Origin of the sequence: Bacillus mycoides (assembly GCF_001757995.1) — a bacterium.
Taxonomy (GTDB): domain Bacteria; phylum Bacillota; class Bacilli; order Bacillales; family Bacillaceae_G; genus Bacillus_A; species Bacillus_A mycoides_B.
Map to the genome: position 1 here is coordinate 60,395 of NZ_LXLV01000064.1, position 15,643 is coordinate 76,037.

Here is a 15,643-nt window from a genome sequence, read left to right on the forward strand (position 1 = left end):
TCTTTCCTTCCACTGCATATTGTATGTGTATATACCTAACTGAAGAAAGGAGGATTTCTCATATGTATCCGAAATCCCCAACAGGACAAATGTATCCTAATCAAGGACATCATTCTTATACACCATACCCAATTCCACAACTACCACCAATGGCACAAAAAAAGAAAAGTTTTCTTTCTAAACTCTTTAAAAAACACGATCCTACGGAGCCTTTCATGCAAATGGTCCCTCCCTATCGGCAAACAGATGGGCCACCGATGATGTACCAGCAACAATCATACCAACAAAGGCAATCATACCAGCAACCATACCAATCACAGCAACCATACCAACCACAGCAACCATACCAACCACAGCAACCATACCAACCACAGCAACCATACCAACCACAGCAACCACAGCAACCATACCAACCACAGCAACCATACCCTCAACAAATGATCCCCCCTCAAATGTATGAAGCAAACGAAACGCGTGGCGCGGCAACAACTACAGCTGCGGCGACATCTAGCAGCGGCATCGGAAGTTTTTTTTCTAACCTAATTGCGAATCCAACTAATATGATAAATAATATCGAAAAAGTATCACAAGTTGTTCAATCTGTAGGACCTGTCGTTGAGCAATACAGTCCAATTATGCGTAATCTACCCAGCATTGTTAAAATCCTCACCTCCGGAAAAAGCACGGAAGAAAAGCAAAATGAAAACGAACCCGACGAAGTTAATGAGGTTAAAGTCGCTACTCCACCGCCTCCACAAAAAAAGAAAAAAAGAAAAAAAATCGTAATAGAACCAATAATAGAAAAAGAATTATCGGAAGAGCCTGTTCAACAAATAGCAACAAAACCAAAACTATATGTGTAACTATCCTTTGTTTTCTATCCACTCCTCCTTTATAATGTAATGGACTATGCACAAAAGTATCCCTTGTTTAGAAGGAGAGGATTACTCACATGAAGATTGTTAAAATTTCCCCTCGTGGTTATTGCTACGGTGTTGTTGACGCAATGGTTATTGCACGTAACGCCGCATTAGATAAATCATTACCGAGACCCATTTATATTTTAGGTATGATTGTTCACAATAAGCATGTAACAGACGCTTTCGAAGAGGATGGCATCATTACATTAGACGGTCCAAGTCGATTAGAAATTTTAGATAAAATCGATTCTGGTACTGTTATTTTTACTGCACATGGCGTTTCTCCAGAAGTTAAACAACGTGCAAAAGCAAAAGGTTTAACGACAATTGATGCAACTTGTCCAGATGTTACAAAAACACATGACCTTATTGAAGCAAAGAAAGCTGAAGGATACCATGTCATTTATATCGGCAAAAAAAATCATCCAGAACCAGAAGGGGCAGTTGGTATTGCACCTGATATCGTTCATCTTATCGAAAGAGCTGATGATTTAAAAACATTAGAAATCCCAACGGATAAAATTTTAGTTACGAATCAAACAACAATGAGTCAATGGGATGTTCAACATTTAATGGAGGACATTCAGAAAAAATTCCCAACAGCAGAATTCCACAAAGAAATTTGTTTAGCAACTCAAGTTCGCCAAGAAGCTGTCGCTAAACAAGCTGATGTTGCAGATTTAACAATTGTTGTCGGCGATCCGAAAAGTAACAACTCAAACCGTTTAGCACAAGTATCACAAGAAATCGCTGGTACGAAAGCATACCGCGTTGCAGACGTAAGTGAAATCCAATTAGAGTGGCTACAAGGTATCGAAAATGTTGCAGTTACAGCGGGTGCTTCTACTCCAACACCAATCACAAAAGAAGTTATTGCTTTCTTAGAGCAATATGATCCGATGAATCCAGCTACATGGGACAGAACTCGAAATGTACCACTCCAAAAGATATTGCCACGTGTAAAAGTAAAAAAACAACAATAACAAAAACCGTTGCCTACATGAGCAACGGTTTTTATTTTTCTTATACAAATGTGAAAGGATCCGTATGTAACTGTGAAGCATAAATTTGTACATCGAAATTCTTTTCATCTACTTTGGCTTGCAATTGTTTTTGTACACCTTGCTTCATTACTTTTTCAACGTTATGTCCTGGATCGACTATATTTAAACCAATCATCATCGCATCGTGAGCAACATGATAATACATATCACCTGTTACATATACATCTGCTCCTTTAAATTTCGCTTGGTTTATATATTTATTACCGTCACCACCAAGTACAGCTACTTTACGCACTTTATCATCTAACTTCCCAACAACTCTTGCACCCTTTACATGTAATGACTGTTTCACATGTGAAGCAAACTGCCCAAGCGTCATTTCTTCTTGTAAATACCCTATTTTACCAAGACCTAATGTTTCACCTTTATTATCAAGCGGATACACATCATATGCTACTTCTTCATATGGATGAGCTACCAACATCTCTTTAATAACTTTTCTTTGTAGTGAAGCTGGAATAATCGTTTCGATCCGCACCTCTTCTACACGCTCTAACTGTCCAGTTTCCCCTATATAAGGTTTTGTCCCTTCTTGAGGCATAAACGTACCCACCCCTTCGCTACCGAACGTACAGTGGCTATAATTACCGATATGGCCAGCTCCCGCATCTCCAAGAGCTTTGCGCACGTCTTCTGCATGGGTTACTGGAACAAATACAACAATTTTTTTCATTTCTTCTGCATATGTAGGAGCTAACACTTCTGTATTTTGTAACCCTAACGCATCAGCAAGTAAATCATTTACCCCACCCTTAGCAATATCTACATTTGTATGTGCGGCATAAATTGCAATATCATTTTTAATACATGTTTCAATAATTCTTCCGTACGCCTTATCTGTATGAATCGCTTTTAACGGATTAAAAATTAAAGGGTGATGTGCAATAATGACATTCGCTCCTAATTGAATCGCCTCATTCACAACTTCCTCCGTTACATCTAACGCAATTAATACGTGCTGGACAGGTTTATTAAGCGCTCCAATCTGTAAGCCAATCTTATCCCCTTCCATCGCTAAATGCTTCGGATACATACTTTCAAATAAAGAAATAATTTCATGGCCATTTGGAATTTTACTCATGATAAAACCTCCCCTATCATTTTCATTTTCGCTTCTACTTCTGCACGTTTCGCTTTTGTCTCTTCAGACTCTGCCGCGCGCTCTAACTGTTTTAAAATATTTTGGAAGTTTTTCAATTCTCCTTCCCACTTTTCAACAAAAGCCTCACTTGTTTCTCTTATTAAAAACGGACCCATAAATAATTCCGCTTGTTTATTATCAGAGTAAGGTGCTACGACATCTCCTCGCTCCCCAACTAAAATTTCGTAAATTTTCCCATCTTCTTTTACGATTTTTTCATGGATAAGCTCCCAGCTATTCTCAATAAACCATTCACGAATATGGTGCGCAGCAATATTCGGCTGTAAAATTAAACGTGTTACACCTTCTAATTTTTCTTTACCACTTTCTAAAATGTCACGAATTAACGCTCCACCCATACCAGCAATCGTAATAACATCTACTTCTCCTGGTGTAATAACAGCTAATCCACTACCTTTACGAACGTCTACTTTATCTTTCAAACCACTTTCAGCTACAGTTGCTTGTGCAGAGCGAAACGGCCCATCTACAACTTCTCCTGCAACTGCTTTTGTAGCAATATTATTTATAATTGCATAACACGGTAAATACGCATGATCCGATCCAATATCAGCTACTGTAGATCCTACTGGAATCTCCCGCACAACTTCTTCTAATCGTTTTGAAAGCTTTACTTCATTCATGTATTTCCATTACTCCTTCTCTTATCAGTCTGTCTCCATGATAATGAATTTATAGTAGTTGTTGCAAGTCCATAACAATACTTCAATTCTCTATTACTAATCGTATTTTAGAAAGTATAGAAAAACAAGCCTTTTGCACAAAAGCAAAAGGCTTGTAATACGAAACTTTATTTTTTCTTCGATAACCAATCAGCTACTTTTGCCGCTTGATCAGCTGGAACTATATTTGGCGGCATATTTCCTTTTCCTTTTGAAAGAACTTCTTTAATTTCATCTTTCGAAAGTTTCCCACCAATTTTTTGTAAATTAGGTCCTACCGCCCCTTGTAGCTGGTCACCGTGACAGCTCGTACAACTTTGCTTCACTATATCCTCTGGCTTTGATGCTGTTTGTGCTGGTTTCCCGCCATTTTTTGCATCAGCTAACTCTTTAGATTTATTTAGCCCTTGAAATGAAAATACAAACATAACGATAATACCTAATGCTGCAATAAGAGCGAACGGAATCAGCGGATTACGTTTCATATCTCTTCTCCCCCCTCTATACCCCTAAATAGTTAGATGATTCAGTCATTTATATTGTACTTGAAAACGCTCTATCAGAAAAGAGTAAACTGCTACTTGTTAAAAAAATTCCATAAATTCAGTTTATTTATTTTCACTATCAGATCGCATATTATTTCGATAATTATTAACGTTTCTCATCATATTTTTTACTTTTCTACATATTATTTTGTATAGAATACACAAAATTAATCGAAAAATCTAAAAATGAGCATTTGCAAATCAAAAGACAATTCTGTAAAATAAATTACAAGAAATTGTAATCGTTGCCGATAGCTAAATGTTAACAAAAATTAACAAAATAAAAAAGTTTACTTCACAATCGTGAAGTAAACTTAAAAATAACCTATTCTAAGAAATCTTTAAGACGTTTACTACGGCTTGGATGTCTTAATTTGCGAAGTGCTTTTGCTTCAATTTGACGAATACGTTCTCTCGTTACGCCGAATACTTTCCCAACTTCTTCAAGCGTACGAGTTCGTCCATCGTCTAAGCCAAAACGAAGACGCAGAACATTTTCTTCACGATCTGTTAGTGTATCTAACACATCTTCCAATTGTTCTTTTAGCAATTCATACGCTGCATGGTCCGCAGGCGATGTTGCTTCTTGGTCTTCAATAAAGTCACCTAAATGGGAGTCATCTTCTTCACCAATTGGTGTTTCCAGAGAAACTGGCTCCTGTGCAATTTTTAAGATTTCGCGTACTTTTTCTGGAGCAAGATCCATTTCTTCACCAATCTCTTCAGGAGATGGTTCGCGTCCTAAATCTTGTAATAATTGACGTTGTACACGAATTAACTTATTAATTGTTTCAACCATATGAACTGGAATACGAATTGTTCGCGCTTGGTCTGCAATCGCACGTGTAATAGCTTGGCGAATCCACCAAGTTGCATACGTACTAAATTTAAAACCTTTACGATAGTCGAACTTTTCAACCGCTTTAATTAGACCCATATTTCCTTCCTGGATTAAGTCTAAGAAAAGCATACCGCGGCCCACGTAGCGCTTTGCAATACTTACTACAAGACGTAAGTTTGCTTCTGCAAGACGGCGTTTTGCTTCTTCATCGCCTTCTTCAATACGTGTCGCAAGTCGAATTTCTTCTTCAGCGGATAGTAAGTCTACACGGCCAATTTCTTTTAAGTACATACGAACAGGGTCATTGATTTTCACACCTGGTGGCACACTTAAATCATTGAGGTCGAATTCTTCTTCCGTTTTTGTAATTTGGCGATTATTAGGACCTTCGTCGTTTTCATTGTCACCAACTAAGTCAATTCCTTGCTCACCTAAATATTCATAATATTCATCCATCTGGTCGGATTCAATTTCAAATCCATTCATGCGTTCTGCAATCTCTTCATATGTAAGAACGCCACGTTTTTTTCCAAGCTCAGTGAGTTGTTCTTTCACTTGCTCAAGGGTCATTTCAGTTTCAATTTGTTTAGAACGAGCTGGTTTATCAGCCATCTGTTCCCCTCCTTACGCGAGATACAAACATTCATTATACTAAAATTTTATCAAAAAAGCTATTTTCTTGCTTTTTGACTTTGTAAATATGCCACATAATATTTAGCAGCCTCTACAGGATCTGTTTTTTCCATTTGTTTTACTTTAAAGATAATTTCCATCTTTTCAAGTTTCTCTTTATGGCGTCTTAACGCCTCCAAATGACCTTGTAACGCTTCTTCTGTGTACTCTGGATTAATAAATTCATCCGTCGAAATATCAGTGATAATATTTTTCAACCTTTCATCAGAGAGCCAACTTAAAAATGTTCCGACTGAAGGTTCATTTCCCTTTTCATAATATGCGTATAGTTCATATAAAATCCCTTTATGTTCTTCTGTATAAAAATCTTCTATATGAGGTTCCATACGTACTGTCACTTCTGCACTTTGCAACATATGGTAAATAATTTCTCTTTCTGCTCTTTCAAAACCTGTTAACTTCGGCTTCGTTTGAACAATTTGAGATGGCTTAGAAACCTGCTTTATTTGTTTTTGTTGTACCTTTTGTTCTTTGCGATATTGGTGCAATTGATTCAAAAGTGTTTCCATTGAATACGAAAATTCTTGCGATAATGATTTTAAATATGATTCCGCCTGCATCGCATCCTGTAGCAATGATAACTCTTTTAAAACACTTTTTACATATTCTTCTTTGCCAGACTCATCTTGCAAATTTTTCCCTAAACGCAAATAATTTATTTTGAAACCAACAAAACTTATACTTGATTTCACAAGATTTTCAAAAGCGGTTGTCCCATATTGTTGCACATATTCATCAGGGTCAAGCTTATCTGGCAAGGATGTAACTTTCACTTGGCAACCAACTTGCAATAGTAATTGCCCTGCTTTCATCGTCGCTTCTCGCCCTGCTTTATCACCATCATAGCAAAGAACAACAGTTTCAACGTTACGTCGCAGAAGTTTCGCTTGTTCTTCAGTTAAGGCTGTTCCCATTGTCGCAACAGCTTCTTCCACACCACTTTTCACCGCGGCTAGCACATCTGCATAACCTTCAAAAAGGACAACCTGCCCACGTTTTCTAATAAACGGCCTTGCTTGGTGGAAATTATACAGCAGCTTACTTTTGTAAAAAATCGGTGTTTCAGGGCTATTTAAATATTTTGGAGTGTCATCTCCTAACGCCCTTCCACTAAACGCTATCACCTTACCTTGTAAAGTATAAATCGGAAACATAACTCTTCCGCGGAAGCGGTCATAATGACTGCCATCCTTCTCACTTCTTACAAGAAGGCCAGCTTGTTCCATACTAGATAGCGACAAACCTCTTTTTTGTAAAATTTTCGTTGCTGCATCCCAAGCTTGTGATGCATAACCAATTTCAAATTTCTCAATCATCTCTTTTGTAATACCACGTTTTAATAAATATGAAAGTGCTTCATTTCCTTCTTCTGTATTTACTAATAAATGATGATAATACTTTTTCAAAAGTTCATGAGCCTGTTGCATGATGACAGTGTCATCAGATATGTCTTGTTGTTGTTGTTGTCCTTGCCCTGATGTATATTCTGCAACTGCAATTCCATTTCTTTCGCCAAGCTTTTGAACAGCCTCGGTGAAAGCAAGTCCTTCCATTTTCATAAGAAAAGAAAAGACATTTCCCCCTTCTCCACATCCGAAGCAATGAAAAATTTGCTTATCAGATGAAACAGAGAATGAAGGAGAATTTTCACCATGAAATGGACAAAGGCCGAAATAGTTACGTCCCTGCTTTCTAAGTTGAACATACTCACCAATCACTTCTACAATATCAGATGATGTCCGAATCTGTTCAACAACTTCTTCGGGAATTCTGTTCCCCATAACTCCATCTCCGTGTCGTATTTTGTATTCGATATAAATTAAAAGATTCCTTTATAATTCGACAATATTTTTTCTAAATTTGTTAGAAAGTACTGTCGATCACATTGTGTAAACGATTTTGGACCTTTCGTATAAGTCCCCAGTCTGCGTAAATCCGCAGATACATACTACTATATAAAATTGTATCCATCTGCTCATCTGTTACAAATGTATCTCTTGGAGACAATACATATACTCCTTTTTCACAAGAAGACTAGCAAGCACCATATCCTGTATGATCATGAGATCTGTAGCTTTTGCATGTTGATAAATATAAAAGTCAACTTCATCTTGCTCAGAATCTACATAGACCCAATTGCCTTGCTGTTTTCTTGAACGATGAGCATAGGATGCGACAAACAAAATTTCGACATAAAATTTTGTTCCAACTTGCACAATTGCATTCTTCACGGGACACGCATCTGCATCAACTAATATCTTAACTGATGTTTTGCATATTTCTGTATTCTACATCCCTTCTGTGAATCCTTCCATAATGTGCGTTTTCTTGTCTAGATTTTGTCGATTTAACGTAAATACATGTCTTTTTCGAAAATCCTATCCCTAGTTTATTCTGAAAAATTAAAGTCTAAACGTAAAATATAGGTTTTTATCACAATTTTTTATTATAATATATTTTCTTCAACTACGCTACATATCCCTTTAATTTTCATCTTACATTTAAAGATAACGAAATCGTTCCTTTAGCATAATTAAAAAACAGAAGAATATAAGTATAACCATTCCGCTATATTCTATTACTAAGCCGAAAGTCCATGCTCTACTTCGCATCTTCCTCTATCGCCTTCTCACGAGCGAAAAAAACACATTCACCTTTGGTAAATGTGCTAAAACATTTTTTGGTTTTGCACTGCATTAACAATAATATTTGCTGTTTCTTCAATCGCCTTATTTGATACATCAATCACTTGACAATTTATTTTACTAATTACTTCCTCAAAATGATCAATTTCTTCTTGAATACGATTAATATTTGCATATGTTGCTCCATCACTTAATCCAAGTGATTTCAATCGTTCTTTTCGAATATGATTTAACTTATCCGGTATAATTTTCAAACCGAAACATTTCTCTTTTGCCACTTGATATAATTCCTCAGGTGGATCCACTTCCGGTACAAGTGGTACATTGGCAACTTTCAAACGTTTGTTATGCGCTAAATATTGTGAAAGTGGTGTTTTTGATGTACGTGAAATTCCAATCAACACGATATCAGCTTTTAAAATACCACGTGCATCTCTACCATCATCATACTTAACTGCAAATTCAATCGCTTCAATTTTTTTAAAGTACTCTTCATCTAATCTTCGAACGACACCTGGCTCATACCTTGGTACTTGCCCTGTAATCCCTTCAATTTGATCGATAAGAGGTCCGATAATATCGTATGCCTCTACTCCTTCTTTTGCCGCTTCTGTCAATAAATATTGACGCATATCAGGCTTTACTAACGTAAAACAAATAAGCGCTTGATTGCTCTTGGCAATCGAGATTACTTCTTTTAATGTCCCTGTATCTTCTACATACGGTACACGTCTAATATCAGGAGCGAATGGGAACTGTCCCATTGCCGCTCTAACAACTAAATCAGCCGTTTCTCCTACAGAGTCAGATACGACATATACGATTTTATTATCCATTACATTACCTCACTTTAAACAAATTACACTTATTCGTTATTTACTAAATTTACAAACGCACGTGTAATATTTGTTTTTGTAATTCGCCCAATCACTTCTAAACCCTGTTTCGTATCCTTTACAACTGGCATCGCATCAATCTGTCTTTCTATTAATTCCATCGCAATATCATATAAAGAATCCTCCCTGCGACACATCGCAATGTTTGGCATTCTTGTCATGATAATATTAACCGGAAGAGAGGTTAAATCCTGCTTTCCTAAGCTAGCTCGTAATAAATCTTTACGAGATACAACACCAACTAATAAAGTAGATTGATCTACAACAAATAATGTACCAACGTCCTCTAGAAACATAGTACAGATTGCATCGTATACTGATACATTTTTATCAATTACAGCCGGTCTAGATTGATAATCTTGCACTTTAATTTTCTTAACAGCTTCAGATAATAGCTGTCCCCCAGTTTTACCCGTATAAAAATAACCTACGCGTGGACGCGCTTCTAAATAACCAGCCATCGTTAAAATTGCCAAGTCTGGTCTTAGCGTTGCACGTGTTAAACCCAATTGCGCAGCAATTGACTCCCCTGTAATAGGACCGTGATCTTTTACAATCTGAATGATATGTTCTTGCCGTTTATTCAGCTCTATGATAATCACCACCTTTAATGCACAACGAAAAAAGTTATACTATCTCTTAAATATTATATACTAAATATGCTATTCGAAAAAGAAAGTATGTAAAAAGGACCGTTTACGGCCCTTTTTATATTTGAAACTTATCAAGTTGTTCCAAAAAACGCCTTGTTTTCAAATAAATCCCACAATATTCATCATAATATGTATTCAATACTGTGCGCATTTGTTTTTTTGTACTATCCTTCACCGATACATTACCGAGCCGGTGTAGATCGAAGTGAAAAAAGAGACGTAATAATTTATGAACAGCCTCTCCCACCGGAATACGATACGGATCTTGCTCCGCATGACGCGAGCACAGAAAACCGCCTTCCCGGACAGAGAAGGCGACAAAATCTGTTTCTTGATGACAAATAGCACATGTATCAAAGTACGGATGCATCCCTAATACCGGAAGCATTTTCGTTTGATAAATTAATGATAATACTTCTGGATCAACACCCTCACACATATAATGCAACGTTTGATATAACATTTCAAATAAATACGGATTATGCTTCTTATCTTCTGTTGCTTTATCAGTTAATTCAATAATAAATGATGCATAAGCAGTTAAAAATATATCCTCGCGAATTTCTTTCATAGATGAAATAATCTCGCCTTGTTGCAAAGTTCCAAGTCCAGATCCCATTTGAATAAGAAAATGACCATGTGTCATAAGTTGCGAAATAGCTGCTAACCGACTCTTCGGCTTTTTCGCCCCTCTTGCCATTGCACTTACCTTACCAAATTCCCGTGAGTATATTGTAATAATCTTATTTGTTTCTCCGTAATCTGTTGTACGGATAACAATGCCCTCAACTTTTTGAAACATGTTCGTCACCATCCAAGGTTTGAACAAAACGGGTCAAGAAATTGGAGAGTCTAGATGCGCTAACTCCTCTTCATGTTGATCCATCTCATCGTTTACGTCTTTTTCCATTTCTTTCAAAAGCAAATACGTTTCAATGCTTCCTGTTTTGGAGAAAAACTTCCAGGTAAAATCTAGCATAAGAATCCACCTTTCTCAATAAGCGTAGCCTATAAACCAATTTCTTTTGTTGTTATTAAATTGACCCATTTTGTTCATTTTCATGTGAGAAAAATTTTTCCTAATTTATCAAGGTTCATAAAAACCAATAATCAGTGGATGAACAAAACATCCACTGATCACAACTTTACTTCATATTAATACTCGTCTTCACGGAAACCAAGGTCACGAAGCTGTGACATCTTATTACGCCAATCTTTTTGCACTTTCACCCATACTTCTAAAAATACTTTAGAACCAAGAAGTGCTTCAATGTCAAAACGAGCTCGCTTGCCGACTTCTTTTAACATCTTCCCTTGCTTACCTATAATAATTCCTTTTTGTGATGCACGTTCAACAACAATCGTTGCGTTTATATAAACCGCTCCGCCCTCACGTTTTTGAATTGCATCAATAACAACCGCTACAGAATGCGGCACTTCTTCACGTGTTAAATGTAATACTTTTTCACGAATAAGCTCTGAAATAATAAATCGCTCTGGATGATCCGTCACTTGATTATCCGGGTAATATTGCGGTCCTTCTGGTAAATACTTTTTAATTGCTCCGATTAACGCTTCAACGTTATTACCGTCCAATGCAGAAATTGGCACAATCTCCGCGAACTCATATAATTTACGATATTGATCAATCAACTCCAGCAATTGCTCTGGATGAACTTGGTCAATTTTATTAATTACTAAAAATACCGGTTGTTTCGTTTCTTGTAATTTCTCAATAATAAATTCCTCACCACGACCATATCCTTCAGTTGCATTGACCATAAACAAAACAATATCAACTTCTTTTAATGTCGTTTGAGCCATCTTCACCATGAAATCGCCTAGTTTATGTTTAGGTTTATGTATTCCTGGTGTATCAATGAAAACTACTTGTGAATCATTTTCTGTATATACACCTTGAATTTTATTACGAGTTGTTTGTGGCTTATCGCTCATAATGGCAATTTTTTGGCCAATAATACGATTTAAAAATGTAGATTTCCCAACATTCGGTCTGCCAATAATAGAGACAAAACCTGATTTATAACCTTTTCTATTCATGTAAATCCTCCGCTAAAAATGCTCCTGGTAACAATTCTCCGACTGTTGTCTCTTGAACATCACCATGTAAGTTTGATAGGTATACTTTCGTATCCTGTTTACATAATTCTACCATAACTTGTCGACATGCTCCACAAGGAGGTACTGGACGCTTTGTATCCGCTACGACTGCAATAGCTACAAACTCGTTATCTCCTTCAGAAATCGCCTTAAATAACGCTGTTCTTTCTGCACAGTTACATAAACCATATGATGCATTTTCAACATTACATCCACGATATATTTTTCCATCCTGAGTTAGTAAAGCTGCACCTACTTGAAATTTAGAATATGGTACGTACGCTCGTTTACGCGCTTCGGTTGCTTCTTGAATTAATTGTTTGCTATTCATATTCCCGCATCCTTTCCGTTCACAGATGTGAATAGATACACTCTTTCATTAAAGGCCTTCACGGCGCTCCCAAAGCTTAATAAAAGCTTCGGAATGCAACTATACCATATACGGTAAAAAGATAATAGCACCAATTACAGCAGCTATAATTGCAAACAATAAAACTGCTCCCGCTGCAACATCCTTTGCAATTTTTGCAAACGGATGAATATCGGCGGTTGCTAAGTCTACTGTTTTTTCGATGGCCGTATTCACCATCTCTAAACTCATTACAATCCCTATCACAATAAGTAATACAATCCATTCCGTTGTTGTAATATGGAAATAAAAGCCGCAGCATATAACAATGACTGCGGCTAAATAATGAATTTTCATATTTCGTTCATGACGAAGACAAAAGTATATACCAGCTATAGCATATCCAAAACTATCTAAAAATTTTCCTTTTTTCATCGTCCTAATCCAAAGGCCTCTAAAATTTCTTTTTGTCTTCCAAACATTTCTTTTTCATCTTCTTCTGTCATATGATCATAACCAAGCAAATGCAAAAAGCCATGTAGTGCTAAAAACCCAAGTTCTCGATCAAAAGAATGTCCATATTCTTCAGCTTGTTCTTTTGCTCTTGGAATAGAAATAATAAGATCTCCTAACATACGCGGCATCTCCGCACCGACAATTTCCATTTCGCCTTCTCCCATTTCTTCCATGGCGAAAGAAATAACGTCCGTAGGCTGATCCTTATCTCGGTAATCACGGTTTATTTCACGAATACGTTCATTATCTACAAACGTAACCGATAATTCTGCTCCTTCTTCTATGTTCTCCATTTGGGCTGCTTTCTCTACCAGCCCTCGAATCAAGCTTATATACTCGTCTTTCACTTCTTCTGTTTCATCAATAAAATCAATTAATAAACTCATTCTTTCTCCTTTTCTTCCGGCGGTTCCGGATATGTAATACGGGAATGGAAAATACCATTTAACGTTTCACATAACGTTTTTCCAACGATTTGTAGTTCCTTAAATGTCAAATCACATTCACTAAATTGACCATCTTGCAAACGATCTTTAATGATACTTTGCACTAAATTATTGATTTGATCTGGCGTTGGATGATTCATTGAACGTACCGCCGCTTCTACACTATCAGCAATACCAACGATTGCCGACTCTTTAGAAGTTGCTTTTGACCCTGGATAACGGAACATTTCCTCAGTATATTTCTCTTTATCTTCTTTAATCGCCTTATAGTAAAAATATTTAAGTAACGTTGTACCATGATGCTGTCCAGCGATATCGATAATTTCTTGAGGTATATGGTGTTCTTCTAACATTCTCACCCCATCGGTTACATGAGCAATTATAATATCTTTACTCGTTACAGGGTCTAATCTATCATGCGGGTTTTCAATCCCCATCTGGTTTTCAATAAAAAACTGCGGTTGTACTGTTTTCCCTACATCATGATAATATGCCCCTACACGCGCTAACACTCCGTTTGCTCCAACTGCTTCACATGCAGCTTCTGAAAGATTGGCTACCATTACACTATGGTGATATGTACCTGGTGCTTCTAATAAAATTTTGCGTAAGAGCGGGTGATTCGGACTTGAAAGTTCCATCAACTTCATACTCGATACAATCCCAAGACCACTTTCTAAATAAGGCAAAATCCCCATAGCTAGAACAGAAGAGATAATCCCTGAAACTGCAGCCATTAATAATTGCACCCCTATTTCAAGAGGCGAAAAGTTCCCATTTCGCAATAATAACAACGCCGCTAATACGACTACATTTAATACAGAAACGAGTATACCAGCTTGTAAAATCATCGTACGACGATTTTTTTCTCTCAAGAAAATACTAACTGATAGTGAACTTAATAACACATAGATCCCCACACTATAATTCAGGGTGCTCATTACCCCTTCATTAAACATAATGCTTCCGCATACAGAAAAAATCATGCTTGTTAAAAAAACAAATCGATCACCAATCATTAGTTTTACAAGTATTGTTCCCATTGCAACCGGAACAACATACGCGATCCCTGCATATTCAAGCTTTTGGAACAAGCTAATGATTTTCATTAAAACGATCGTGATAGACAAAATGGTAATGTACGCTAAAATATACGGTCTATCTTCTCTTTTCCGTTGTAAAAACACTTCAAATTGCTTATGCATAAAGTACAATAGCACACCAATGAGTACCGCTAACCCAACATAGGGTTGAAAGCTGTTCCCTTTTTCTAACAGGCCAACTAATTTCAACTGATTGTACATATCACTTGAAATCGTTTCACCTTCTCTAACAAGGACTTGCCCTTGAAGAATATAAACAGGTGGAACTAAATCTTCTTCCGCTTTTCTCTTCTCTTTTGTTAAGGTCGGATCATAAAAATAGTTTGCAGAAATCGCATATTTCCCTAACGCCTTAATAGATTCCTTTAAACCATTATCAACATTAACACTATTCATCTCACTTACATATCGTTCCTTCGCATCCTTCAATTCGTCCATTTTAATATGCTCAGTCATGATACTATTAATAGCTGTAACTGCTGCATCTTTTGCTAATACTAATTGGTTCGAATCTGCATTAATTAAGTTTAGTAAGTTTGAATCAGATAATTCTTTCGTTAAATCAGTAGGCAATTTTTTTTTCAACTTGTCCACTTTTTCAGCATCAGTAATCTTTTTTTGCTCATCCGGCCCAACCGCTTTAATCTCTTGTATTACTTCATCTACTTTAGCAAAGACGTCATTCACAATATCCACTTTATTTTGTTTATACTCACTTTTATATGTATATTGATCTTCAACTTTTGTAGCGGCTTCTTTTTTCTTTTTGTCCGTTGTAACTTTATCTTCAATTTTAATAGGAGAATGGATTGTTTTTTTCGCAATAGAATATGTTGCAACATCTAATTGCTCTGGTTTTACATTATTCATAAGTGCAAAAAACAGTACCGCTCCTAATAAAACGTAAGAAATCCAACTTAGTTTTTTCGAATGTTGTAAATTACGAAACCACTTAGAAATTTCTTGAGATCTTGACATGATTTCAATACCTTCTCCTCTCCAGAAATAAAGTGAAACTATTTATAGC

The 15,643-nt window shown here is 36.6% G+C and carries 18 protein-coding genes; 2 read left to right on the forward strand and 16 right to left on the reverse strand.

Translation table 11 applies throughout. The features are described from left to right. The first annotated feature begins 62 nt into the window (after positions 1-62). Both vrrA and BWGOE10_RS21495 read left to right on the forward strand, forming a co-directional pair. Positions 63-863 (forward strand): VrrA/YqfQ family protein, encoded by an 801-nt coding sequence (gene vrrA, locus BWGOE10_RS21490; protein WP_070144883.1) that lies wholly within the window; start codon positions 63-65, stop codon positions 861-863. Positions 864-952: 89 nt separating this feature from the next. After that, a complete protein-coding gene (locus tag BWGOE10_RS21495) occupies positions 953-1,903 on the forward strand; it encodes a 4-hydroxy-3-methylbut-2-enyl diphosphate reductase (RefSeq protein ID WP_070144884.1) in 951 nt (316 codons plus the stop codon). Positions 1,904-1,943: 40 nt separating this feature from the next. On the opposite strand, the gene BWGOE10_RS21500 is transcribed toward BWGOE10_RS21495, so the two are convergent. The 16 genes from BWGOE10_RS21500 to BWGOE10_RS21570 all read right to left on the reverse strand — a co-directional run bounded on the left by BWGOE10_RS21500 (position 1,944) and on the right by BWGOE10_RS21570 (position 15,594). Continuing rightward, the gene (locus BWGOE10_RS21500) at positions 1,944-3,065 is read right to left on the reverse strand and encodes a Nif3-like dinuclear metal center hexameric protein (RefSeq protein WP_070144885.1); all 1,122 of its coding nucleotides are present in this window, start codon (positions 3,063-3,065) and stop codon (positions 1,944-1,946) included. After that, positions 3,062-3,769 (reverse strand): tRNA (adenine(22)-N(1))-methyltransferase, encoded by a 708-nt coding sequence (locus tag BWGOE10_RS21505; RefSeq protein WP_070144886.1) that lies wholly within the window; start codon positions 3,767-3,769, stop codon positions 3,062-3,064. Before BWGOE10_RS21505 ends, BWGOE10_RS21500 begins: the two co-directional genes overlap by 4 nt. 167 nt (positions 3,770-3,936) lie before the next feature. Further along, positions 3,937-4,293, reverse strand: a complete 357-nt coding sequence (gene cccA / locus BWGOE10_RS21510) for a cytochrome c550 (RefSeq protein ID WP_002111879.1) — start codon at positions 4,291-4,293, stop codon at positions 3,937-3,939. 385 nt (positions 4,294-4,678) lie between these two features. Continuing rightward, positions 4,679-5,806, reverse strand: coding sequence for an RNA polymerase sigma factor RpoD (rpoD, locus tag BWGOE10_RS21515; RefSeq protein WP_070144887.1), 1,128 nt, complete (start codon positions 5,804-5,806; stop codon positions 4,679-4,681). Positions 5,807-5,865: 59 nt separating this feature from the next. After that, a complete protein-coding gene (dnaG, locus tag BWGOE10_RS21520) occupies positions 5,866-7,668 on the reverse strand; it encodes a DNA primase (protein ID WP_070144888.1) in 1,803 nt (600 codons plus the stop codon). A 38-nt stretch (positions 7,669-7,706) separates the two neighbouring features. Further along, complete coding sequence (locus BWGOE10_RS34080; RefSeq protein WP_081338195.1) at positions 7,707-7,811, reverse strand: hypothetical protein; 105 nt, start codon at positions 7,809-7,811, stop codon at positions 7,707-7,709. Between the two features lie 58 nt (positions 7,812-7,869). Beyond that, complete coding sequence (locus BWGOE10_RS33745) at positions 7,870-8,118, reverse strand: DUF188 domain-containing protein (RefSeq protein WP_257209045.1); 249 nt, start codon at positions 8,116-8,118, stop codon at positions 7,870-7,872. 437 nt (positions 8,119-8,555) lie between these two features. After that, complete coding sequence (locus BWGOE10_RS21530; RefSeq protein WP_070144890.1) at positions 8,556-9,368, reverse strand: pyruvate, water dikinase regulatory protein; 813 nt, start codon at positions 9,366-9,368, stop codon at positions 8,556-8,558. Positions 9,369-9,397: 29 nt separating this feature from the next. After that, positions 9,398-10,030, reverse strand: a complete 633-nt coding sequence (locus tag BWGOE10_RS21535) for a helix-turn-helix transcriptional regulator (protein WP_000583755.1) — start codon at positions 10,028-10,030, stop codon at positions 9,398-9,400. 106 nt (positions 10,031-10,136) lie between these two features. Continuing rightward, complete coding sequence (gene recO, locus BWGOE10_RS21540; RefSeq protein WP_070144891.1) at positions 10,137-10,883, reverse strand: DNA repair protein RecO; 747 nt, start codon at positions 10,881-10,883, stop codon at positions 10,137-10,139. 33 nt (positions 10,884-10,916) lie between these two features. Then, a complete protein-coding gene (locus tag BWGOE10_RS21545; RefSeq protein WP_000883924.1) occupies positions 10,917-11,060 on the reverse strand; it encodes a YqzL family protein in 144 nt (47 codons plus the stop codon). Positions 11,061-11,236: 176 nt separating this feature from the next. Continuing rightward, positions 11,237-12,142, reverse strand: coding sequence for a GTPase Era (gene era / locus BWGOE10_RS21550; protein WP_002122584.1), 906 nt, complete (start codon positions 12,140-12,142; stop codon positions 11,237-11,239). Beyond that, the gene (locus BWGOE10_RS21555; protein WP_002111886.1) at positions 12,135-12,533 is read right to left on the reverse strand and encodes a cytidine deaminase; all 399 of its coding nucleotides are present in this window, start codon (positions 12,531-12,533) and stop codon (positions 12,135-12,137) included. Before BWGOE10_RS21555 ends, era begins: the two co-directional genes overlap by 8 nt. A gap of 99 nt (positions 12,534-12,632) precedes the next feature. Then, positions 12,633-12,986 (reverse strand): diacylglycerol kinase family protein, encoded by a 354-nt coding sequence (locus tag BWGOE10_RS21560; protein ID WP_002199329.1) that lies wholly within the window; start codon positions 12,984-12,986, stop codon positions 12,633-12,635. Next, positions 12,983-13,453: an rRNA maturation RNase YbeY gene (gene ybeY / locus BWGOE10_RS21565; RefSeq protein ID WP_002088675.1), complete on the reverse strand. Its 471-nt coding sequence runs from the start codon at positions 13,451-13,453 to the stop codon at positions 12,983-12,985. The genes BWGOE10_RS21560 and ybeY overlap by 4 nt, the downstream gene beginning before the upstream one ends. Continuing rightward, entirely contained in the window at positions 13,450-15,594 is a 2,145-nt protein-coding gene (locus BWGOE10_RS21570; RefSeq protein WP_070144892.1) for an HD family phosphohydrolase, read from the reverse strand. Before BWGOE10_RS21570 ends, ybeY begins: the two co-directional genes overlap by 4 nt. Positions 15,595-15,643 lie beyond the last annotated feature (49 nt).

Coding starts and splice junctions, on each gene's coding strand:
- vrrA (WP_070144883.1), top strand. CDS start 63: ATGTATCCGAAATCCCCAACAGGACAAATGTATCCTAATCAAGGACAT.
- BWGOE10_RS21495 (WP_070144884.1), top strand. CDS start 953: ATGAAGATTGTTAAAATTTCCCCTCGTGGTTATTGCTACGGTGTTGTT.
- BWGOE10_RS21500 (WP_070144885.1), bottom strand. CDS start 3,065: ATGAGTAAAATTCCAAATGGCCATGAAATTATTTCTTTATTTGAAAGT.
- BWGOE10_RS21505 (WP_070144886.1), bottom strand. CDS start 3,769: ATGAATGAAGTAAAGCTTTCAAAACGATTAGAAGAAGTTGTGCGGGAG.
- cccA (WP_002111879.1), bottom strand. CDS start 4,293: ATGAAACGTAATCCGCTGATTCCGTTCGCTCTTATTGCAGCATTAGGT.
- rpoD (WP_070144887.1), bottom strand. CDS start 5,806: ATGGCTGATAAACCAGCTCGTTCTAAACAAATTGAAACTGAAATGACC.
- dnaG (WP_070144888.1), bottom strand. CDS start 7,668: ATGGGGAACAGAATTCCCGAAGAAGTTGTTGAACAGATTCGGACATCA.
- BWGOE10_RS21530 (WP_070144890.1), bottom strand. CDS start 9,368: ATGGATAATAAAATCGTATATGTCGTATCTGACTCTGTAGGAGAAACG.
- recO (WP_070144891.1), bottom strand. CDS start 10,883: ATGTTTCAAAAAGTTGAGGGCATTGTTATCCGTACAACAGATTACGGA.
- BWGOE10_RS21545 (WP_000883924.1), bottom strand. CDS start 11,060: ATGCTAGATTTTACCTGGAAGTTTTTCTCCAAAACAGGAAGCATTGAA.
- era (WP_002122584.1), bottom strand. CDS start 12,142: ATGAATAGAAAAGGTTATAAATCAGGTTTTGTCTCTATTATTGGCAGA.
- BWGOE10_RS21555 (WP_002111886.1), bottom strand. CDS start 12,533: ATGAATAGCAAACAATTAATTCAAGAAGCAACCGAAGCGCGTAAACGA.
- BWGOE10_RS21560 (WP_002199329.1), bottom strand. CDS start 12,986: ATGAAAAAAGGAAAATTTTTAGATAGTTTTGGATATGCTATAGCTGGT.
- ybeY (WP_002088675.1), bottom strand. CDS start 13,453: ATGAGTTTATTAATTGATTTTATTGATGAAACAGAAGAAGTGAAAGAC.
- BWGOE10_RS21570 (WP_070144892.1), bottom strand. CDS start 15,594: ATGTCAAGATCTCAAGAAATTTCTAAGTGGTTTCGTAATTTACAACAT.